Here is a 22,260-nt window from a genome sequence, read left to right on the forward strand (position 1 = left end):
TTTCCTCGTTTCACGCCGGAAGGGCGTAGACGCGCGTCCAGTCGACCTCATAGACAGCCGACTGCATGTTCGTGCCGTGGAAGTTGTCCAGCTGAATGGTCTGGTGCATCGACGGGGCGCACTGAATGCACTTGCGGACGCTGTTGGCGCCCCCGGAGAAACGGAACCACTCGACGCCGTCCACGAAACCCTTCACGTGGTCCTTCGTCCATTCGACGGCGATGTTGTGCCACTTGCTCAGGTCGACGCCGCACTTCTTGGCGTGCTCCTGCTGCACGGAGGCGTCCTTCTTGTGCGGGTAGTGGATGAACGCCTCGGCGCACGCCTCACCGGGAGCGCTGTTCTCCAGGTAGTCGTACTCGCCGTCCTCCGGCCACCTGTTGGAGTCCGGCCACAGGATCAGCAGCGGGTGGTACTGCCTGCCGTTGTCCGAGCTCGTGGCCTGCGAGCGCACCCGCGCCTCCCACCGGCCGTAGCGCTGGCCGAACTTCGAGGCGAGCCATCCCGAGTCGCCGCCGCTCTCCCCGGTCTGCCGGAGCACGCCGCCCACGACGCGCGTGTTCTCCTCGCACCGCTTGCCGTTGCCCGCGTGGCCGGGCCAGCACTTGCCGACCCCGCCACCGGCGAGGCTCCACTTCGCCGCGTCCGGCACCGCGGGGCTCTGGGCCGAGCCGTAGTTGAACTCGTCGGACCCCTGCGGAAGGGGGTTCCCCCAGCCGTAGCGGCCTGCGGCGGTGTCCACGGCGGGCGCGGCGGCGGCGGCCACCGTGGTGGTCACCAGCAGCACCGCCGCCCCCCAGCTCGCGAGCCATTGAAGTCGCATGTAGCCTCCCCAACATTCCGTGCATCGATTTACCAGTACATCGATGCAGTACGGTAGGGTCACCTCGGCGCGCAGTCAATGACGAATCCCGGACCCGAATGCGGGTCATTCGACCCGCAGGCACTTCGAGATGTCGAATGGCGACACCACCATCGCGGCGGGTCACCCCGGGGCGATTCCTGCTGCTCCGCGCCGATTTCGCCGGAAGCGGGCGCCGAATAGGCCCATGGTGAAACTTGTTCAGCTGCCGCCGGCGTTCTTGCCCGCGCCGATCCGCCACTGCCATGCTGATTCAGCAGTATCCGAAAAGTGATTACGCGAGGTGAGTTCCGGATGCCTATTCAGCTGTGCACTCCTTCGAATGACGGGCTGACCGCGGCGGGAAATGTGGAAGCTGAACTGTCCGTACTGGACGTCATGGACGGCGGGGCGCCGGTGGATGCCGCTTTCACCTTTCCCAGCATTCGTTCCATGATGCCCATCGGCTGCTGCTCGCTCGCCGATTTCTGACAGATGTTCGACGTTCGAGAGCGCGGTGGCGCGCCGTCGTGGGACGAGCCGTCCGTGATCGACTCCGAGGATCGCTACCGCGCTCTCGGTCAGCGCCTGACCGACCGGCGGGCCACACCGTTCGCCACCCTCGCCGAGCCGCTCGTGGCCTGGGCGCACGAACGGCTCGCCGTGCCGTGGCGCACCGCCGGGCCGCACGCGCACCGGCTGCCCGCCCCTCGGCAGTGGGCCCGGCTGCTCCTGCCCGACCTGGCCCGGCGGCTCAACGGCATGGCGCAGCGCACCTGCCTGGTCGAGCTGGCGCACGCCCGCGATCACGACCTGCTCGCCGGGGACAGCGGCGAGGTCCGCTTCGAATCCTTCCTCGACTGGCTGTCCGAACCGGACAACCGCCGAGCGGTGCTGGCCCGCCACCCCGTGCTGGCCAAGCAGTTCGCGGTGGTCGCCAGGCTCTGGCTGGACCAGGCCGCCGAGTTCTCCGAGCGGCTGGCCGACGACCTCCCCGCGCTGGTCGAGCACTTCGCCGGGGGAACCGATCCGGGCGCCGTCTCCACCGTCCACATGGGACTCGGCGATCCGCACGGCGGGGGTCGCACCGTCTGCTCGGTGCGCTTCGAGAGCGGTCTCGGCTGCGTGTACAAACCCAGGTCGCTGGCCACCGACGTGCATTTCCGGGCGCTGGTGGACTGGCTCGACGAACGCCTCGACGGTCCGGCGCTGCCGACGATCCGCTGCCTGGACCGGGGCTCGCACGGCTGGGCGGAGTTCGTCGAGGCCGCCGACTGCGCGCCCGGCGAACCCGCGAAGCGCCTTTTCCGGCGGTACGGCGGCCTGATGGCCGTCCTCCACCTCGTGCACGCCGGGGACTGCCACGTCGAGAACATGATCGTCGCCGGGGAACACCCGTACCTGATCGACCTCGAAACGGTCTTCCAGCCGCACATCACCTCGCTGCGCTCCGGCTCCAGCTCGGCGGCGGAGATGGCCGCGGCCGCGATGTGCGAGGGCTCCGTCCTGTTCAGCGGGCTGCTGCCGACCGGCGCCCGCCCGGCCGACGCGATGGATCCGGCCGGGCTCGGATCGTCTGCGGTGGCGCCGAAGCCGGGCTCTGGGCTACCCCAGGCGGCCATCGTGGACGCGGGCACCGACCGGATGCGCATCGAGATCTCCACGCGGAACAAGAAGATCGTGCAGCGCCCGGAAGCCCGGTGGCGCCCCATCGATCACCTGCACGACATCGAGGCAGGTTTCACCGATGCCTACAGGGTTTTCGTCGATCACCGTGCCGAACTGGCCGCCGCGGACGGCCCGCTCGCCGCGTTCTCGGCCGACCGCGTTCGCTGCATCGTGCGGGACACGACGGTCTACGGGTTGTTGCTGTCCACCTCCTTCCACCCGGGCCTGTTGTGCGGCACGGAGGACCGGGAGCGGCACTTCGATCGGCTCCACCGCGACATCGCCCGGCGACCGGGCTTGGCCGCGTTCGTCGAAGCCGAACGGAAAGACTTGTGGCGCAATGACATTCCGCTGTTCACCGTGGGCGTCAGCGGCGGTCCGGTCCGCGCCGCGGACGGCGATCCGCTGCGCGGGGTGACCGTGCGGCCCGGCATGGACATCGCGCACGAGGTGCTCGACCGGCTGGGGCCCGACGATCTGGAGTTGCAGACCTGGCTGATCCGCACGGCGGTCACGTCCGAGACGATCCGCTCGGAACTGACTGTCGCACACCAACGACACGAATCAGCCCCCGCCGCGCATCCCGTCGACCGAACCCGGCTCGCCGACGCGGCGGACGCGATCGCGGAGCGGGTCGCCGCGCTGGCGATCAGCGCCGATGACGAGGCGGTGTGGCTGGGCTGTTCGACCGGCCGCAGCGGCAACTACTCGGTCGGCCTCCTCGGCAACGGGTTCTACGACGGCCTGACCGGGATCGCCACGTTCCTCGCGCAGCACGGCACAGTGCGCGGTTCAGCGGAGTCCCTGCGCTTGGCCGCCGCAGCTGCTCGCGCCGCCGTTCGCCAGGTTTCCCGCTCGGCGAACAGCACAGGGGTGGGGTTGCAGGGCGCCGGAGGCATCGTCTACGGGCTCGCCCAGCTGCATTCCCTTCTACCGAGCCAAGATCTGCTCGATCACGCCGTTGAGCTGACGGAGTGGCTTCGCACGAACGTCGCCTCCGACGAGCAGTTCGATGTCCTGAGCGGAGCCGCAGGCGCGATCTTCGGGCTCGCCGCATTGCACCGTGTGCGGCCGGAAGGCGTTGTGCGGGACGCGATCGCCGCAGCGGCTGACCGGCTCGTTTCAGCGCAACGCCCGAGTGCGGTTGGAGCCGCCTGGACGTCCGCCCTGATCGGCGAGCTGGGCGTGGCCACGCAACCACTCGGCGGGTTCGCCCACGGAACCTCCGGCATCGCAGCCGCCTTGGCTGTCGCTGCCGATGTGCTCGGCGATGCGCGTTATGAGGCCGCGATGCGCGCTGGCTTGGCCTATGAGGCGCACCTGTTCGACGCGGAGGCCGGTGACTGGAGGGATGTGCGCCGCGATGTCGGCACCGATCTCGTTGTCACACTGGAGTCCGGGCGCTCCGTCACGTGGTGCCACGGCGCGCCCGGAATCGGCATCGCCCGGCACATCGTCCTCGACGTCGTCGACGAACCGGCGTGGCGTGACGACCTGAACACCGCCACGGCGGTCACGCTGCGCTCCGGGTTCGGCAGTGATCATTCGCTGTGCCACGGTGATCTCGGCAATCTCGACTTCCTCCTGCTCTCCGCGCGCGGAGACACCGAGGTCATTCATCGGCACGCCGCGGGTGTGCTGGACGGAGTCGACGAGCACGGATGGCGCTGTGGCCTGCACCCGAACCTGGTCGGCACGGGCCTGTTCACCGGCCTCGCCGGAATCGGCTACGGCTTGCTGCGCCTGCTCGAACCCGAGACGGTGCCCTCGGTCCTCGCGCTCGAACCACCGAACCTCTCGACCAAGTGCTCCCGACCTGCCGGTGGTTCGTAGGGCTCGGGCCAATAATCGGTGATACGGCTGATCAACCCGTCCTCATCCAGCTCGAACCACACACAGGCGTCCATGCGTTCCTCGCCGACGCGCGCGTCGATCCACGCCGCGGCGGTCCGGCCATCGGCCACGATTCGCCGGGTGAGCAGGTGCCAGTCGCCGGGGTACTCCACGTTGAAGCGCAGCAACCCCGCCCTTCCCCGGATTCGCTCGCGCGTCTGCGGCATCTCGTACAGCACGTCCTCGTGCAGCAGGCCGCCGAGGGCATCCCAGTCCCGCGCCTCGGCGCTGGTGACATACCGCTGGACGACCTGCCGCGTCCGGTCCGTCTCATCCATGCCCGGCAAGCTACAACCGCCCACCGACAATCAGTTCTCAGCGTTCGCCACAGGGGGTCAGCGGATCGAAACCAGCCTGCCAGCACGCCAACGCGACCTGGTCCGCGGTACTCGATCCCAGGCTGAGCAGCCCGTCGGCCACGGCCTGCGCGCGGTGCTCGCCGAAGCTCAACCGCCTGCCCTCCGCAGGCCGCGGTTGTTCCCACGCCGCGGCCACACCCGGCGCCAACTGTTGGGTGAACGGCGAGGTCGACTCGCCCAGCCCGGGATGCGCACGGAGCCGCTCGGCGAGGGATTCCGCGCTCCCCCAAGCATTTCCGGGCAGGTACACCACAAGTGCGTCATGGCGCGGGTAGAGCGCGGGAACGCTCAAGACCTTGGCGTAGTAATGGAGGTTGCGGGTTTCCAAGTGCCCCAACGCAACCCGCCACACGTCCACTGCGGACAGCGGGTCCTTCAGGTGCCCGTAAACCCGCAGGACCTGCGGTTCCGGTCCCGTTCCGCGTGATCCGTACGCCAGGAAGAATCCCGGCGAGAGCGCGGGCCTGCCCGGCGGCAGTCCGAGCGCGACCCGCTTCCCGGTGCCGCGCAACACCGAACGCGGAACCCTGACCGCGATGCCGGTGAGCTCCACGAGCGCGGATTCCTCGCTCAGCTTGAGCACAACCGCCTCATCCAGCGTCTCCTGGTACGGGATCGCCTCGGCGAAATCCCGCTCCAGCGCCGAATCCCGCAACGACACCGGCGTGTCGTCGTCCTCCGGCGGCCTTCCCTGGTGGAACACCTCGTAGATCGCGTGGCGCAGCCGCGAGCGCAACTCCGCGCGGCTGTCGGCGGTCACCGAACGGCCCGCCACCGACGCGGTCAGCGCATCATGGTCCACCGAGATCTTGTCGAGCACCGCAGCCAATTCAGGCGCCAGCTCACCGGTCATGCCGTCCCCAGACCGATGACCTCAACGAAGCGATCCGGGTCCAGCAGGAGTTTGCGGCCGATACCCGCCCCCGCGGGCTGCCCCGCCGCGGTCACGCGGTCGAACACGTGCCACCCCGCGAACGCGGTCGCGCGCTCGGCGAGCCCGTCCTCGACCTCGCCCCTCGCGGCGCGGTAGCCCGCCCAGAACGCGTTGACGACCGGGCGGACCTCACGCGTCCGCTGGATGATGTCGTTGTGCGACAAGGAAGTCTCGGCCACCTGCCGGTCCGGCCCGGTGATCCCGAGCACCGCGCGCAACAGCCACTGGCCGACGAAGGCGCCTACGTCCACCGCCGGGTCGGCGAGCCCGAACTCCTCCCAGTCGGTGAGGTACACGGTGTCCCCGGCGACCTGGAGCTGGTCCAGGCGCAGGTCTCCGTGCACCGGCCGGAGCACGACCACCGAATCCTGTCCTGCCAACGCGTCCAACGCGGCGCGCAGCGGCCGGTCGTGCCGGACCAGCCGCCACACCTCCAGCTCCGCCCCCGTCGCCTCCAAGTACACCGGCAGGGGAAGTCCGTCGAAGAGCCGCACGATACTGCCGAGGATCGGAACCTCCTCGTGCGCAACGACTTCCGGCGTCGGCGCCCACCCGTGCAGTTCACCGATCGCCAGCCCCGTCGCTTCCGCGGCGGCGCTGCCGAAGCGCCCGTCGTCGGCCAGTTCGTCGCCGGGGACGCAGTCCCGCAGCAGCCGCGTGACGTGCAGGCCCGCGCCCTCGTCCCAGCCCAGGCAGCTCGGCGTGCGCAGGTGCTTCGGCGCGTGCCCCGACGCGAACAGCTCGAAGGCCACCGCCCGGTGCATCCCGCCCTCCGAGGTCCGCTTGACGAAGACCTCCGCGCCGCTGGTCGTCGGCCCGGCCCAGTTGTCGTTGCGGCCCGGGAACGACACCGCGCCGTCGTCCACCGCCTCACCCAGCCCGAGCCGGTCGAACAGCTCGCGGGTGACCGGCTCGGCGATCACCGGGTTCGGCGTCCGCATTTTTACGGACGAGTTCATGATTCCCCCCAGAATCGTGACCGAAAGCCCGGCTGGACCCGAGTTTAGACACACGGAAAGAGCGCGATGCAGGCGCAAAAATGATGAATTCCGATCATCAAGTTTGCGCCGAATCGCCGACGATCTCAATCACGGCGGAAGCCCGCACCACCGTTGAGCAGCACCCCAACCCGAGCAGGCGTCTGTGGCGAGACGAAGAAGGCGACCGTCCGTGTCGGTACGGACGGCGCTGACCTGGCTCATGATCATGTTCGCCGTGTTCTGCTACTGGCGCATCGATGCCGGTGACACCTCGGGGGCGATGCGCTTCGGGACGGTCGGGGCCATGTGCGGATTCCTGCTGTACGGCTTCGCGCTGCGGGTGCAGTGCCGCGTCACCACGACCAACAGCGGCCGACCCTGCAAGTCCTTCGGGCGAGGGGTGTTCCTGGGCTGCCACCACCACCGCTGGGAGAAGTTCCAGGCCCGTTTCGGGAGGCATCCGGTGGTCCGGCGAGCCCCAGGCGGTCCCCGGCCCACCGAGCGAGTCACCGCGGTGGACGAGGGCAGACGGGAACGCATCAACTTCTGGGTGCCGATCGTGGCGCTCCTCGTCGCCACGATCTCGATGATCACCGACGTGCACGGCCTGTTCGACTAGCCGCATCCTGTGCTGAGGTAGCCGAAGATCTCCCGTTTCGTACTCTTGCCGGGATTTGGGAGCGCTCTCTTCCCCGTTATGAGTACGAAACGGGGTTCTCTAGGTTGCGTCCACCGCAGGTTGGGTGCGGGGGCGGTGGGGATGCATGGGCACAGCTTACGTGGTGTGCACGGGCAGCGGGGGCTTGCAGGGCAAGGACTACGCGCTGTCCTGGAGGTGGTCAGCCCGTTTCGTACTCATAACGGGGTTCGAGCCCGCTATGAGTACGAAACGGGGGAAACCGTTATGTCGCCAGCAGTTCCACCTGCTCGCGCAGCGCGGTGCTCAGCGCGTCGGCGAACGCGTGCATCTGGTCGGCCACCGGCTTCGGCGTGCTCAGGTACACGTTGAGCCGGTCGGGCAGCAGCACGTACGCGACGCCGATGCACTTGCTGCTGGTCGAGCCGAAGCCGAAGTACTGGATGTTCCGCGAGGGCGCCGAACTCGTGCTCAGGTAGTCCTCGCGCATGATCAGCCAGCCCGGCGACTCGTACAGCGCGATCGGCTCGGTGCCGCCCTTGCGCTTGTGGATCAGCTGCAACTCCCACAGGTGCTGCTCGGGCGCCTGCCCCGCTTGGCATTCCTTGGCGCGGGCCACGTGCTTGCCCGCCGCTTCCCGCAACGCCGCCCGCTTCGTCTCGGCGTCGCCGTCCTCCATCGCCGCCACGTAGCGCAGCATCTCCGGCGTGACCACGCGCATCGCCTCGGTGCGGCCGTTCTGGTACTGCCGCGTGGCGATCGATTCGTACGTCGTGCCGGTCATTCCCTTGCTGCGCCGATGCGCGAGCTGATACCCCGCCTGCACGAAGCCGTCCGGCGAAACGCCCAGCTGCTTGATCCTGCTCGTGCCGATGTCCTCGAACGACACCAAGGTGGTGGCGGTCGCGGCCCCGTAGTCCGCGAATGCCTTGCCCGCGGCCACAACGTCGTCCCGCAGCGCGTCATCGAGGGCGAACCGCACCGGCTCAACGGCAGGAATTCCTTGCGCCACAGCGCTTTCGGTGCCCGTCGTGGTTAGCAGCGCGTCGACGAACGCGAGGATCGTCGTGCCGTCGAGCAGGCAGTGCTCCACGTTGATCCCGGCCCGCCCGTCCGCGAAGACGATCAGCGACACCGCCTTGTCGAACCACCGGTTCGCACTGTCGCCGTGCAACAGGGCGTCGCACGCCGCGAGCGTGTCATCCGGGGTGTCGGATTCCAGGGACACGCAGAACAACGCCGACTCGACGGCCTCCAGTGCCTCGGCGTTGCCCAGGTCGAGCAACCGCGCCCGGCTGGCCGCCCACTCCGCCCTGGCCTTCGTGGTGAGGTGGCCGACCGCGACGTCCTCGGCCGCGTCCGCCTCCAGCACCGCGCGCAACCCGCCCGCGAGCTCGTCGAGGGTGTGCGGCTTGCCTTCCGCCCCAAGCACATCCATCCGGAAGATCTGCCCGTGGTGGAACACCACGATGTGCTTCGCCTGCACGGGCCCGCTCACCGTGTCCTGCTCGGCACCCGGAATCCTGGTGGTGGAGAACAGATAGCGGTGCTGCTCCATCGACTGCGGCTGCCCGCGGAGCACGACCGGCGGGATCGTCTCGGCGTCCAGCGCCGCCTTGTACTCCAACGCCGAGGCGACCAGCGCGGCCGCCCGGTCGACCTGGCCCAGCTCCGAGTCCTTGAACAGGAAGAAGAAGTTGGCGTTGAGCGCGATCCGGTCCCGCCGCCCCAGGTACCGCGACGGCCAGAACGTGTCCAGCCAGCTGCGCACCCCCGGGCTTTCGTTGTAGCGCACCAGGTCCGCCTGGAGCGCGTGCACGGTGTCCGAGGCCAGGAACGCCGCGACGGCCTTCTCCGTCTCGGCCAGCTCGTCCGCCGTGAGCAGCGGCGAGCACCACTCCAGGAACAGCTCGCAGCTTTCTTCCAGCGTGGGCAGGGGAACCCGCGGCAGCTTGTCCTCGTACTCGAAGGTCGTCACTGTCATCCTTGTCCGATGGCCGAGGTCAGATCGACGATGGTCCGGGCCGACGCGGTCGGCCGGCACAGGTGCAGCTGAGCGTAGAGCCAGCCGGTGTCCTCCAACCCGCGTGGATCAACCCCGGCCGCACGCAGCGTATCCAGCACCTGATCTTGCTCTTCGGCCGAGACGAACCTCCGCTGCCGGAAGTACCTGTCCACCTTCACCGTGTCGTACCCGAGCTCGCGCAGGCTGTCCTCCACCGGCTCGAACGGCACCATCCGCAGCACGAAGTGCGCCATCAACGGCTGGCTGATCTCAGCCACCTTGGAGATCGTGCTCGCGCCCACGTACCCGATGCAGCCCGTCGAGATCACCAGGTCCGTCCCGGCCAGCTGCTCCCGCTGCTCCTCGGTGAGGTCCTTGTTCTCCAGGTCCGCGCACACGGCGTCATCCAGAAACCCCGCCTGTACTGCGTAATCCAGCGCTGGCCGCGAACTGTCCAGCCCCACGATCCAGGCATTTCCCTGCTTCACACGCCGCTGACGATCACGTGCGGCCAAAGCACTCGTCGACCAGGCCGCCACGTCCGGATCGGCGTACCGCTCGTACAGGTCCTCCATCGTCGCGCCGTGGTTCAGCAGCGCCGCGTTGATCCCGTACGAGCACCCGATGTCCACCACCCGCGCCTGCTTTTCGATCAGCTCGGCGAAGTACGGCTTCGCCAGCTGCGGGATGTTGTACTCAAGCCCGCGCAACGTCGTGAAGTACGCACGCGGATCCGGCTGCGTGTAGATGTGGTCGAGGGTGACTTTCCCCGTGGCGTCGAATGCCATGTGTCCTCCCTCAGTCCAGCAGCTGGTCGCTTCGCACTGCCGCGGTCCGGTGCTCGGGCAGCACCCGGCCGAACAACTGCCTCGTCCGTTCCACGCTCCCGATCACCCCCGGCCGCTCGCTGTAGGCAAAAATCGCCGAGTGCCGCGCTCTTGCGCCACCGACCTGCGTCACCCGGTGCAACGCGTAACGCCCCTTGAACAACTGCAGATCTCCCGGCCTGAGGGTGAGACGCCGCACCAGGTCCGGCCGCTCTTCGTTCAACACCCCTGCCACATCGGCGAAGTTCTCCGCCTCCGGCGTCCGGATGTTCGGGCAGTACTCGAAAACCCCGCCCTCGTCCGGCTCCTGCGTCAACATGCTGACCGTGTACTCGTTTGTGTCGAAGTGCCACGGGTGCGCCAGGCCCGGCTCAATCACGTTGAGGCACAACCCCGACAGCGGATCTGCCAGCTCGTGCACCACCGGCAACTCGAAGCAGGCCGCCACGAACTCTCGGAACGCCTCGCTCGTGTACAGCTTCTCGATCACGAAGTCCGCCGGGATGTGGTCGCGCGCGACAAACGCGTTGCCCTTCTTCATCGCGATGCGCCCCGGATGCCCTTCCGGCAACGGCGCGTCCACCGCGATGTTGTAGGCATTCACCACCTCGACCCGGTTGTACGCGCGGTCCGCGATTCCCGCGCACTCCGCTTGTAGCGCCTCCGGATCCCGTACGAAGCCTTCGAGCACGCAACACCCGTCTTGCTTCAGCTCCCGCTGCGCGTGCTCCACCACCTCGCGCCACGCCGCACTCCCCGGCTCCGCCAACGGGTAGCGCCCCACGTCCACCACGGTCCCGTGCTCACCCACGCGCAATCCCCTTCACCTCTGGAAAGTGATCACCAAGTGAACTAGCACAGCCGCCACCACCACCCACATGCCTGTGACCGGCACCACCGCGTTCCCGAACCGATCCAGTCCCTCTGACTAGGCCACCCGGTCACACTTCCTAGCGCTCCGCTCCTCGGAGCCGCTATCGGCGGGGTTTACGGCTCCGGCCGCCCTTCGCAGTTCCGCGCGCCTTGCGCTGAGGCTGGGTCTTCTGCTTCGCAGGAGGCTGTGGCGGGCGCCCCCGCGTGCTGTTGACGGTCCGCCCGCGAACGATCCCGATCAGCTCTTCGATCAGCTCAGGACCCCCGTCCTGCAACCACGACAACCCCACGCCGGAGCCCGGAGCCTCGGTGAGCGGCCGATAAGTGAGGTCACGGCGATGGTGCAGGCGCGCGAGGGACTGCGGAACCACCAGCAACCCCAGTCCCGCTGCCGCCAGGCGAATGGCGTGCTCGGTCGTCTCAGGACGCTCCGGCGCGACGAGTCCGGGCGGACGCTCCCAGTCCAGCGTGTCGTCGAGGGGGTGCAACACGACGCTCTCGGCCAGCTCCGCAGCCGAGACCTCCTCGGCCTCGGTCAGCGGGTGTTCCTTGGGCATCACGACCACGGTCGTCTCCGTGTAGAGCGGGATCGTGTGCATGCCCGTTCGGTCGGTGCACAACCGCAGCAGGACCGCGTCCGCCTCCCGTCGCCGTACCAGGTCCACGGCGTCCGCAGCGGAGACGTTCACCAGGGTCAGCGGGACCTCGGGCAGCCGCTCCTGCCAGATCCGCAGCCACTTCGTGGGGACCACCCCGGGCACATAGCCGAGCAGGAACTCCGAGCCAGTCACCGGGTCAGGCTACCCGCTGTGATCAGGGCTTCCTCGGCCGCTGGATATCCTGGGGCCATGAAGGCGCACAAGACTCCCCAGACGATGAAGCCGGCCACGGCCGCCAGGAAGCTGGAGGTGTACCTGGAGGCCACCCCCGCCGAGTTCCAGGAGGGTGTCGTCTCGCGCGACGAGCTCAACGCCCTCCAGGCCGACCCGCCGCAGTGGCTGCGCGACCTGCGCCGCAACGGCCCGCACCCCCGGCAGATCCTCGCGCTGAAGCTCGGCGTCTCGATCAGCGGTCTCGCCAGGGGCGGCATCACCGAGGCCCTCACCAGCGAGCAGGTCGAGGAGATCAAGGCCAGCAACCCCGACTGGCTGCAGCGCGAACGCGCCATCCAGGTCGAGTCCCTCAAGGAAGCCGCGCGCCTCAAGCAGCGCAAGAACGACCGGGCCCGCTAGCCGAAGCGATCACCCCTCCTCGCGTCCCGGTACCGATCGCGATTCGACATAGGCAGCTGCCAAAACCTGGTAGTCGGCGCCTTCGGGACCAGCAAACGTTGTTGCAGACTTGCTCCCGCCCGTGCCCAGCGCGGGGGAATGGAACCTCCGTCGTTTCCCAGGGAGCCAGAGGTGGCACGCAAGCGAGGGTTCTTCGCCGAGATGGCGTATCAGCGCGAACAAGCCGAGCGTCGCGAACGCCAGGAACGCGAACGAGCGGCCCGAGAGGCCGAACGCGCCGAAAGAGCACGGCAGCGCGCGGCGGCGCAGGCAAATCGCGAAATGCAGGCAGCCTATGTACGAGCACAGCAAGAAGACGCCGCGGCGCGGACCGAGGCGACCCGTGCCCGGGTGGCGGAATTGGAAGGAGTCCTCACTTCGGGGGCGTCCTCCGCCCGTGCCGTGACCTTCGACCAGTTGCGCAAGCCGTTCGAAGCACGGCTGTTCAGCCCCGGGCGACTCATACAGCCAGCACAACCTCCGTACTGGCAGAACTACCAGCCTGCACCGCCATCCGCACTGAGCCGCCTGTTCTCCAAGACAAAGATCCACCAAGCGCAAGTCGAAGCACGGGCGCGCTTCGAGGCGGCGACAGAACGCTTCCAGCACGGCGAACGGCAGCGACTCGCGGCATTGGCTCAAGCTGAGGCGAAACACGCGAGCACCGAGCGCCAGCGACGCGGAGAAATCGACGAGCACAACAGGCGGGTCGACGAACTCGAACGCGGCGTGAGGGCGAAATCCGCGACGGCGGTCGAGGACTACTGCGAATTGCTGATCGAGTTGTCCCGCCTCCCGGAAGAACTCCCGATCGATGTCGAGGTCGCTTATCAACCGGATGCGCGAAAGCTGCTGGTGATCAGGGAGCTTCCCGACGTCGTGGTCATTCCCGGAGTGCGCGAGTTCAGCTACGTGCGCAGCCGAGATGAGACCGTCGAGAAACCCAGGCCGCAGAAGGAGATCCGGCAGCGCTACGCCGACCTGGTGGCGCAGCTGGTGCTGCGAACCATGCGCGACGCCTTCCAGATCCGCCCGGCCGCGATCATCGACGAGGTGGCCGTCAACGGGCATGTCTCCACTCGCAACAAGGCCACGGGCCGACCGGAGCGCCCCTGTCTCGTCAGCGTTTCCGCCACCCGCGCGCAGTTCGAGGACCTCGTGCTGACCGAGCTCGACCCCGCGGAGTGCCTGCGCCACCTCAGCGCACTGGTCTCCCCTCATCCGTGGGACCTGGAGGCGATCCGTCCGATCTTCGACCCCGACCTGTCAAAGTACCGGTTCGTCGACGCCCACGACGCGGCTGCGGGACTCGACTCCCGGCAGGTGCTGCTGGAGATGGCGCCCATCGAGTTCGAACACCTCGTCCGGCAGCTGTTCGAGGCCATGGGCATGAGGTCCTGGGTGACCCAGGCTTCCCGCGACGACGGTGTTGACGCCGTCGCGGTCAACGAAGACCCCATCATGGGTGGCGTCTGCGTGGTGCAAGCGAAGCGGTACAGCGGGATCGTGCCCGCCGACGCGGTCCGGGCGCTCGCCGGAGTCATGGATGACAAACGCGCCAGCCGAGGTGTCCTGGTCACCACCTCGTGGTTCGGCAAAGCCACGCACGACTTCAGCGCCCGCCACGGCCGCATCCAGCTCATCGAAGGCCCACAGCTGAAACACCTCATCGCCGAACACCTCGGCAAGGACATCGTGATCGGCGAACTCAAACGCCGCACGAAGTAACACCTGGGCCGCTCCCTATGCTGGCGGACATCGTGGATCCCCTGCTGTCGCCTGCGCTCAAGCCGCTCTGGCAGGCCGTGCACGCGCGGCTCTCGACCGGCCGACCCGTCAGCCGGGTCCGGGTCGGCCCGCTCGGCCTCGACCAGCGCACCGCTCTCGCGGACCTGCTCGGCTCCGCGCGACTGCCCGGCGAGAAGGTCGACATCAGCCTGGAGCGGCTCGACGAAGTGCTCCTGGAGCGGACCGGCCGGGACGCCAGGGATTTCGTCGTCCAGGTCATCGGACCGATCGGTGATCGCGCGGCCGAGCGACGCGAAGCCGCGGCCGACCGAGCCGAGCTGTGGGACTGGTTCACCACCCACCCGGTCATCTCGGCACAGCCCGCGCTGGCGGAGTGGGCGGTGGGTGTTCGAAGGACGGGCCTCATCGACGGCTCGATCACTCGGACGAAGGACGAACTCGGCAAGGTCCTGACCGTGCTCGCCGAACTGCCCGCAGCCGGGCGACCGCTACCCGCGTTCGCCGACGACGTGCTCAACGATCCCCACGCGCTCGACGACGGCACGCGCCGAGCGAACCTCGTTCTGAAAGCCCTCGTCGCCATCTACGACGTCCCGGCTCCGGTCGACGCGCCCGAGCGCCGCGCGTTGTGGGAGCGGGCCGGAATCGCTGATGACCAGCTCTCCTCGACCGCGCTCGCCGCGGGATTGCGACTGGCGGGCGACGACGTCGCCAGCGGCGTCCTCCGGCTCTGCGCCGACTCCGGCCTCGCGGCAGTGCTCACCTTGCAACAGCTCCGAGCCACTACCGCGTTCACCGGTGCCCCGTCCGAGGTGTGGGTGTTCGAGAACCCCAGCGTGCTCGCGGTGGCACTCGACCGGTTCGGAGTCCACTGCCCGCCGCTCGTCTGCACGTCGGGATGGCCGAGCAGTGCCGACATCCTCTTGCTCAACCGGTTGCGGGAAGCCGGCTCGGCGCTTCACTACCACGGCGACTTCGACGGCGAGGGGCTCCGCATCGCTGCCAACGTGATCGCACGGACCGGCGCGACCCCGTGGCGGATGAGCAGCGCCGACTACCTCGCCGCTGCCACCGATGGGCCTCCGGTCGGCCGGGTCACGCCAGTGCCGTGGGACCCGGACCTCGCCGGTCACCTCGGCGAAGTCGGCCGTGCTGTCCCGGAGGAACGTCTGGCAATCGCCCTACTGGACGAGATCGTCCAGCAGCTGCCGAAGACGAACGGCGGCGAAGGACCCGGAATCGTCGGCACCCTCCCGTAGCGTGGCCGGGGACCGCCGGAGGGAAGCATGGGTCCGATCCGTGTCCCGCCCGAGATGTTCCGTTTCACCCGCGGAGACCGGGCCGGGCTGTACATCTCAGTCCTGCACGCCTTCGGCGAGGCGAACGAACGGCTCGAAACCGCGCTGAGCCTGCTCGACATCCGCGCCCGGCTGCGTTCGGTGGGCTGGCTGGAAGCCCTCGAAGACGACGAGCTCATCACCGCGCTGGCGCAGCTGCGTGACTGGAACCTCGTCGACGTCGTCCAGAACCACTCCGAGAACTACCGCACGGCGGACGAGTACGAGCGGCGCAATCTCCAGTACTCCCTTACCCGCCAAGGCGAAGCCGCCTTCGCAGGTGTCGTTCACGCCATGGGCGTGCTCGCCGCGACCGGCGCGTTGCAGACGGCGGTGCTCGACGCGATCGCCGACCGGCTGGGCAGCTTGATCCAGGAACTGGAAACCGGGACCGACCGGCGGATCTTCAGCACGCTCGTCGAACTCGAGGCCCATCTCGACGCCCTGCGCGGCAACACCAAGCAGTTCAACGGTGAGCTCCAGCGGCTCCTGCGCGCCGACGGCGCGAACGTCACCACGTTCCACGAGGTCAAAGCCAGCACTGTCGCCTACCTCCAAGAGTTCCTGACCAACTTGGAGCACCGGGCGCACACGATCGCGGTGCGGGTCCAGCGGGTGGAGGAACACGGCGTCGGGCTGATGCAGCAGCGCGCGCTGGCCGGTGCGGACCTGCCGCGGCTCTCCGCGACGGAGCCGGGACCTGCCTGGCTGGAGCACCGGCGCGCGAAGTGGGAGGGCCTGCGCACCTGGTTCCTGCCGGTCGACGGCACACACCCTCGGGTCGAGCAGCTGCACGTCGTGGCACGCAAGGCGATCATCGCGTTGCTCCAGGTGCTCGACCGCATCACCGAGTCACGGCGGCGAGCCAGCAGTGCGGTCACCGACTTCCGCGAGCTCGCGAGGTGGTTCACCGTCGTTCCCGCGCACGACGACCTCCACCGCCTGTGGTCGACCGCCTTCGGACTCAGTTCCGCCCGCCACGCCCACCTGGCACACCCCGACCCGGAGCTGATCAGCTCGTCGTCGTCCTGGTCCCATGCCCCACCGGTCGCCGTCTCCCCGCTGCTCAGGGCGAGCGGGCGGACCGAACGGTTCAGCCGCACGGGCAAGGTCCGCGAGGTCGCGGCGGTGCGCGCGGCCCGAGCCGAACAGGCGCGAGCCGAGCGGGCTGAGCTGGAAGCCGCGTGGGACATGCTCGACACGGATGGCCGAGTCCGGCTGTCCTCCTTCGGATCGCTGGACCACGGTGTGTTCGAGCGGTTGCTGGACCTGCTGGGCCGGGCGCTCAGCGCGACACCCGGTCAAGGTGGCACCCGGCGGGGCACCACCTCCGACGGGCGGATCGAGATCCTGCTGCGGCCAACGCGCGATGGGGTGACCGCGACGCTCACCACTGCCCGCGGGCAGTTCCGCGGTCCCGACTACGACATCGAGATCCGGACCGCTGGACAGCGCTCACGGGATGCCTCGGTAGGCCGTCGATGACCAAGCTCACCAACCAGTTGGTGACCGCGGAACGCGAAGAGGTGGCTGACGCGATCCGGCGGCTGCTGGCCACTCCACTGATCACCGAACAAGCTCAACCGGAAGCCTTCGACCTGATCCGCAGGCGGCGGGAACCCCTCCAGCAGTGGTTCGACTACTACTGCGGCTGGACGTTGACCGTCGAGCCGCGGCTCGGCTACGCCCGGCTCGTCAAGGTGCGGACCGCGACCGATCCGACCAGACCGGCCAGGCGGCTGCGGTCGGGCCGAGCACCGTTCGACCGCCGTCGCTACACGCTGCTGTGCGTCGTGGCGGCCGAGTTGCTCACCGTGCCGGTGACCACGATCGGCCTGCTGGCAGACCGGGTCGGCCGGGCAACCGCGACGGACGAGGTGGTGCCGACCTTCGACACCGCCAACCGCGCTGAGCGCATGGCCTTCGTCGACGTCCTGCGGTTGTTGGAGTCCTACGGTGTCGTGGAGACCGTCGACGGCACGACGGAGTCCTTTGTGGACTCGGCGGCGGCCAAGGTGCTGTACCGGATCGATGCCACCCTGCTGCTCCGGCTGCTGGCGGTTCCGGTTGGACCATCACAGCTCGGCGTACCGATCGATGACGTGGCGCTGCGCTTCGACGAGCTGCTCGCCGCCATCTCGCACGAACGGCGATACGGTCTGGGTTCCGGTGCCCACGACGAGTCCGCCACCCGGTCGGAGGTGCAGCGCAACCTCTGGCTCCGGCACTCCGTGTTCCGCCGTCTCGTGGACGATCCGGTGCTGTACTTCGAAGACCTCCTCCCCGAAGAGCGCGCCTACCTCGCCTCCCCGACCGGTCGGCAGCTGCTGCGCCGTGCCGCGGAGCAAGGCGGTTTCGTCCTTGAGGAACGCGCCGAAGGGCTTCTCCTGGTGGACGTCGACGGCATCGCCACCGACAGCCGCTTCCCGGACGACGCGGGCAACGCGAAGGTCGCGGCGCTGCTGTTGCTGGAATCGCTGACCGGGCCCGCCACCGTCGAGCAACTCGAAATCCAGGTGGAGGACCTGCTTTCCCGCTTTCCCCGGTGGGCCAAGACCTATCGAGACGAGGACGGTCCTCGACAGCTCGTTTCCGACGCCGTCGCGGTCTTGACAGCTTTCGGCCTCGCAGAACGGGAAGGCGGCATCATCCGACCCCTTCCAGCCGCGGCTCGGTACGCCGTAGACGCCCCCAGGACCACCGATCCCGGAGAAGCAACGCCATGACGGTGACCGCACTCCCACGCCACTCCACAGGAGAGCCGACGGCGCGCTCCGCGCGCTGGCTACCGAGCCGCGCGGGCATCCTCAACGTATGGCGGTACTACGACGAGGTCTTCGAGTTCCACGAAGGCCGCCTGTTGCTCCGCGGCCCCAACGGCAGCGGCAAGTCGAAGGCACTGGAGCTGCTCCTGCCGTTCCTGTACGACGCGAACCTGCGCGCCAACCGGCTCTCGACCTTCGGTACCAGCGAACGGACCATGCACTGGAACCTCATGGGCGAGGGCGCGAGCGGAACCACCCGAGTCGGGTACGTGTGGATGGAGTTCCGCTTCCCCAACGAGCCGGAGCAGTGGTTCACGTGCGGCGCCCGGCTCCAGGCGAGCACGCACACGACCACGGTGCACCCCGACTACTTCATCACGAACCTCCGCGTTGGCCTTGACGGTTTTTCCCTTGTCAATCAAGCAGGCCAGCCGCTGACGAAGAAGGCTCTGGAGGAACGTCTCGGCGCAGACGGCGTCGTTCACGACAACGCTGGGGACTATCGGGCAGAGGTCCGCACCACCCTGTTTCCTGGACTGAGCGAGCAGCGCTTCGACGCGTTGATCACCGCGCTCCTCCAGCTGCGCCAACCGAAGCTGTCGCAGCGGCTCGACCCCAGTCTGCTGTCGAACCTGCTCTCCAAGGCGCTGCCACCGTTGGGGCAGCAGGAGATCGAGGACCTCGCCGAGGGCTTCGAACGACTGGACGCGCAACGGGAACGGCTGAAGTCCTTGGAAGAGGAGGTGTCGGCGACCCGCACGCTTGCGAGTCGGCAGAAGACCTACGCGCAGCGGGTGCTCCGCGCGGGCGCCGCGAACGTGATCTCGGCGACCACCGAGCTGGAGAACCTGGCGAAGACCGCGCGGACTTCTGCCGAGCAGTACGAGAAAACCGCCCAGCAAAAGGAAAAATCCGAGAACGACGTCGAGGAACTCGCGGCGGAGATCGAGACCACCGAAGCACGCAAGACGGGGTTGGTCGAAAGCGAGGAGTACAAGCAGGGGAAGGAACTCGACCGTCTGCGCCAGATGACCGTCGAAGCTGGCAGCACCGCCACACGGCTTCGCGACGACGCCGCCAACAAGCGATCGGCGGCGGTGCGCGACGAGGAGGCCAGACAGGCGGCTGAGCTCTCGGAGAGCCAGCGGGCCGAAATCGTGCGAAGCCAGGAACTCCAGACCCGCAGCGCGGCGACCCGCGCCAGCTTGGCAAGCGTCCACGCCGAAGTGGTGGCGCAGCTGGAAACCGACTCCGGCCCCGCCCGCGCTCTGCTCAGCGCGGCGATCCGGAGCAGGCAGGAGCAGCTCGACACGGTCCGGGGCGCGGTGAACGAGCACGAACGAGCCGTCGATCGCCGCACATCCGCCGAGGGTGATCTCGACGAAGCACGGGGCCGTCTCTCCCAGGCCCAGGACCGGCTCACAACCGCAATCGCGGAACACGAGGCGGTCCTGGACGCCCTGAGTTCGCAGCTGCTCGCGTGGGCGGCGAACTGCCGAGAGTTGCTCTTCGCCGATCCCGGCGCGCTGCTGGCCCACCTGGAATCCGAACCGGCGCTGATCGCGGCCGTCGATGCGGCTGCGACCCCCGTCCTGGAAGACATCGCCGGGAAGGAGGCGATCATCACGGCGGCCGTCGACGCGGCTCGCCGTGAGCGCACCGAAGTAGCCGACGAGCTGGCGCGGCTGCGCACCGAGCGGGACCTGCCGCCGGTCGCTCCGCCCACCAGGACCACCGATCGCGCGACGATGACCGGTGCACCTCTGTGGCGGCTCGTCGATTTCGCCGACTCGACACCAGATCGCACGGCCGCGTCGATCGAGGCGGCCCTCGAAGGAAGCGGCTTGCTCGACGCCTGGGTCGGCGCTCGCGGTGAGATCGAGGGACACGACGTCTTCGCCGATCCCGATGCGCTACCGCCGGTCCGGAGCCGCTCCCTCGCCGACGTGCTGGTTGCCGAACACGAAGCCGTGCGCCGTCTCCTGGGCTCAATCGCCTACGGAGATGAGCTTCCCGACGCGCTGGTGGCCATCGGCGGCGACGGAACCTGGCGCCTGGGTTCGTTGTCCGGCAGCTGGGCCAAGGACCACGCCTCCTACATCGGCACGCTCGCGCGCCAGCGCGCCCGGCAGCGGCGCATCGACGAGCTGACCGTGCTGATCGCGGAGTACGACACGACTTTGGCGTCACTCGACGACCAGCTGACCGGCTTGTCGGCCCGACGCCAGGTGCTGCGTGACGAACGCGGAGCACGGCCGAGCCACGCGGCGGTGAACGATGCCGCGGACACCGTGAGGCGGCGGGAATCCGAGCGATCCGCCGCCGAAGCGGCCGTCCGATCCCGCGTCGGCGTAGTCACCGAACGAGAACGGATGGTGACGCGCGCTCTCCGTGAGCTGACGAGCGTGGCCGCCGAGCACGGCGTGCCAACGGACCGCGCAGCGTTGAAGGCGCTGGAAAAGGCGATCCGCTCGTTCCACGACCAGGCCGAGAGCTGGTTGGAAGCACACAGCCAACTGATCTCGTCCCGTCAGCATCTCCACGACATGGCCGAACGGGCGCTGCGTTCGGAAAGCATCGCCGCCGAGCGCGAAACCGAAGCCGCGCGGGCCGCCGCCGAGCACGACCAGTTGGCCGCCAAGCTCAACGCAATCGACAGCACTTTCGGGGTGGACTACCGCGAGGTGCTCACCGAGATCGACGAACTGCGGAGGAAGCTCGGGCAGCTGAGCGCGGACCAGCACAAGGCGAGGGCACGCGTGACCGAACTCGCCACGGCACTCGGCGAACTCCGGGTCCAGCACAAGAACGACGCCGAGGCCCACGAAGAAGCCGGAGTCCAACGAGATGCCGCAGCGACGCGCTTCCGCCAGCTGACCAGCGGTGTCTTCCCCGCTGACGGCGGCGCCGATGACGCTCTCGAAGCGACCCTCGCCGCATCAGAAGGCGTCCGCGCCACGTTGGACGCTGCCCGCCTGGTCGCCGCCGCCTGGCCCGTGATCCCCCACTCCCCCGCGAACATCAGCGACGCGCTGCACCGGCTCCTGGAATCCGTTCACTCCTGCCGCGAGAGCTTGAAGTCCCGCGCCGACCTCGATCTCGAAACCGATGAGGACGTGCAGGTCTTCACCGCCGTGGTGGACGGTATCCGGGTCGGTGCCGCCGAGCTGCTGGCCATCCTCCGCGCCGAGGCCGAGGAGAGCCGCCGCGAGATCACCGACCGCGAACGCGCGCTGTTCGACCAGACGTTGACCGGGGACATCCGACGCCACCTCGCCGCGCGGATCAGACAGGCGAACGAGCTCGTCGACGGCATGAACGCCCGCCTGGAACGCGTCCGGACCGCGTCCAAGGTGGCTGTCCGGCTGGTCTGGCAAGTGGCTCCCGACCTACCAGCTGGCACGAAAGCCGCCCGCGACCTGCTGCTCAAGGACCCCGCCGGGTTGAACGACGCCGACCGCGAGTCCCTGCACCGCTTCTTCCGCGACCGCATCGAACAGGCCAAGGCCGACGACACCGCGACCAGCTGGGAACAGCAACTCGGCCAGGTCTTCGACTACACCGCGTGGCACCAGTTCGTCGTCAAGGTCGACCGCGCCAACGGTGCCGGTTGGCAGCTGCTGACCCGCAAGCTCCACGGCGCCCTCTCCGGCGGCGAGAAGGCGATCGCCCTGCACCTCCCCCTGTTCGCCGCCGTCGCCGCTCACTACCAGGCAACTCCTCCCGCCCCACGCGTCATCCTGCTCGACGAGGTCTTCGTCGGCGTCGACACCACCAACCGAGGCCAGGTGTTCGCCCTGCTGTCCCTCCTCGACCTCGACCTCATGCTCACGTCCGACCACGAGTGGTGCGTCTACTCCGAACTCAGCGGCATCGGCATCCACCAGCTGATCACCGCCTCCGACGGCGACGACGCCGTCACCACCGCCCGCTTCACCTGGAACGGCCACCAACTACTTCCGCAGGACTAGGGGGCGAAAGTGCCGGAGTTCTACACCGATCCGCAGGGCCGAATCAGACCCATCCGAGGCAAGGGTGGTCTGGTAGCTGGCGCAGTCGCCGTGGGGATATTCGCCTCCAGCGGCGGAGCAATCTCATTAGGCGGCACCACGGCCAGCGAG

General features: G+C 68.5%; 17 protein-coding genes. 9 read left to right on the forward strand and 8 right to left on the reverse strand.

Features of this window, described 5'->3' with window-relative positions; genetic code table 11:
- Positions 1 to 10 precede the first annotated feature (10 nt).
- Complete coding sequence (locus NLX83_RS25545) at positions 11 to 823, reverse strand: glycoside hydrolase family 16 protein (protein WP_254237696.1); 813 nt, start codon at positions 821 to 823, stop codon at positions 11 to 13.
- 333 nt (positions 824 to 1,156) lie between these two features.
- On the opposite strand from NLX83_RS25545, the gene NLX83_RS25550 reads away from it, so the two are divergent.
- Positions 1,157 to 1,333, forward strand: coding sequence for a hypothetical protein (locus NLX83_RS25550; RefSeq protein WP_254237697.1), 177 nt, complete (start codon positions 1,157 to 1,159; stop codon positions 1,331 to 1,333).
- A 3-nt stretch (positions 1,334 to 1,336) separates the two neighbouring features.
- Positions 1,337 to 4,342 (forward strand): type 2 lanthipeptide synthetase LanM family protein, encoded by a 3,006-nt coding sequence (locus NLX83_RS25555; RefSeq protein WP_254237698.1) that lies wholly within the window; start codon positions 1,337 to 1,339, stop codon positions 4,340 to 4,342.
- Here the strand turns inward: NLX83_RS25555 and NLX83_RS25560 are convergent.
- The 3 genes from NLX83_RS25560 to lxmK are packed head-to-tail and all read right to left on the reverse strand — an operon-like array spanning position 4,237 to position 6,654.
- Complete coding sequence (locus NLX83_RS25560) at positions 4,237 to 4,680, reverse strand: nuclear transport factor 2 family protein (protein ID WP_254237699.1); 444 nt, start codon at positions 4,678 to 4,680, stop codon at positions 4,237 to 4,239. The two genes, NLX83_RS25555 and NLX83_RS25560, sit on opposite strands and share 106 nt — an antisense overlap.
- Before the next feature lie 37 nt (positions 4,681 to 4,717).
- A complete protein-coding gene (locus tag NLX83_RS25565) occupies positions 4,718 to 5,614 on the reverse strand; it encodes a T3SS effector HopA1 family protein (RefSeq protein ID WP_254237700.1) in 897 nt (298 codons plus the stop codon).
- Positions 5,611 to 6,654, reverse strand: coding sequence for a class V lanthionine synthetase subunit LxmK (lxmK, locus tag NLX83_RS25570; protein WP_254237701.1), 1,044 nt, complete (start codon positions 6,652 to 6,654; stop codon positions 5,611 to 5,613). The genes NLX83_RS25565 and lxmK overlap by 4 nt, the downstream gene beginning before the upstream one ends.
- A gap of 211 nt (positions 6,655 to 6,865) precedes the next feature.
- On the opposite strand from lxmK, the gene NLX83_RS25575 reads away from it, so the two are divergent.
- Entirely contained in the window at positions 6,866 to 7,294 is a 429-nt protein-coding gene (locus NLX83_RS25575; RefSeq protein WP_254237702.1) for a hypothetical protein, read from the forward strand.
- A gap of 283 nt (positions 7,295 to 7,577) precedes the next feature.
- Here the strand turns inward: NLX83_RS25575 and NLX83_RS25580 are convergent, their stop codons facing one another.
- The 4 genes from NLX83_RS25580 to NLX83_RS25595 form a co-directional block, all read right to left on the reverse strand.
- Entirely contained in the window at positions 7,578 to 9,296 is a 1,719-nt protein-coding gene (locus NLX83_RS25580; RefSeq protein ID WP_254237703.1) for a choline/carnitine O-acyltransferase, read from the reverse strand.
- On the reverse strand, positions 9,293 to 10,105 hold the full coding sequence (locus NLX83_RS25585; RefSeq protein ID WP_254237704.1) for a class I SAM-dependent methyltransferase: 813 nt from the start codon (positions 10,103 to 10,105) through the stop codon (positions 9,293 to 9,295). Before NLX83_RS25585 ends, NLX83_RS25580 begins: the two co-directional genes overlap by 4 nt.
- 10 nt (positions 10,106 to 10,115) lie before the next feature.
- Positions 10,116 to 10,955, reverse strand: coding sequence for a HalD/BesD family halogenase (locus NLX83_RS25590; RefSeq protein WP_254237705.1), 840 nt, complete (start codon positions 10,953 to 10,955; stop codon positions 10,116 to 10,118).
- A 163-nt stretch (positions 10,956 to 11,118) separates the two neighbouring features.
- Positions 11,119 to 11,808: a LysR family substrate-binding domain-containing protein gene (locus NLX83_RS25595; protein ID WP_254237706.1), complete on the reverse strand. Its 690-nt coding sequence runs from the start codon at positions 11,806 to 11,808 to the stop codon at positions 11,119 to 11,121.
- Positions 11,809 to 11,865: 57 nt separating this feature from the next.
- Here NLX83_RS25595 and NLX83_RS25600 point away from each other — a divergent pair, with 57 nt between their 5' ends.
- From NLX83_RS25600 to NLX83_RS25625, 6 genes are all read left to right on the forward strand, one after another.
- Entirely contained in the window at positions 11,866 to 12,249 is a 384-nt protein-coding gene (locus NLX83_RS25600) for a DUF5997 family protein (RefSeq protein ID WP_254237707.1), read from the forward strand.
- Positions 12,250 to 12,450: 201 nt separating this feature from the next.
- Positions 12,451 to 14,016, forward strand: coding sequence for a restriction endonuclease (locus NLX83_RS25605; RefSeq protein ID WP_254237708.1), 1,566 nt, complete (start codon positions 12,451 to 12,453; stop codon positions 14,014 to 14,016).
- Positions 14,017 to 14,048: 32 nt separating this feature from the next.
- The gene (locus NLX83_RS25610) at positions 14,049 to 15,296 is read left to right on the forward strand and encodes a TIGR02679 family protein (protein WP_254237709.1); all 1,248 of its coding nucleotides are present in this window, start codon (positions 14,049 to 14,051) and stop codon (positions 15,294 to 15,296) included.
- Between the two features lie 27 nt (positions 15,297 to 15,323).
- Complete coding sequence (locus NLX83_RS25615) at positions 15,324 to 16,859, forward strand: TIGR02677 family protein (protein WP_254237710.1); 1,536 nt, start codon at positions 15,324 to 15,326, stop codon at positions 16,857 to 16,859.
- Entirely contained in the window at positions 16,856 to 18,100 is a 1,245-nt protein-coding gene (locus tag NLX83_RS25620; protein ID WP_254237711.1) for a TIGR02678 family protein, read from the forward strand. Before NLX83_RS25615 ends, NLX83_RS25620 begins: the two co-directional genes overlap by 4 nt.
- Positions 18,097 to 22,110, forward strand: a complete 4,014-nt coding sequence (locus NLX83_RS25625; RefSeq protein WP_254237712.1) for a TIGR02680 family protein — start codon at positions 18,097 to 18,099, stop codon at positions 22,108 to 22,110. Before NLX83_RS25620 ends, NLX83_RS25625 begins: the two co-directional genes overlap by 4 nt.
- Positions 22,111 to 22,260 lie beyond the last annotated feature (150 nt).

Origin of the sequence: Allokutzneria sp. A3M-2-11 16, assembly GCF_024213555.1 — a bacterium.
Lineage (GTDB): Bacteria > Actinomycetota > Actinomycetes > Mycobacteriales > Pseudonocardiaceae > Allokutzneria.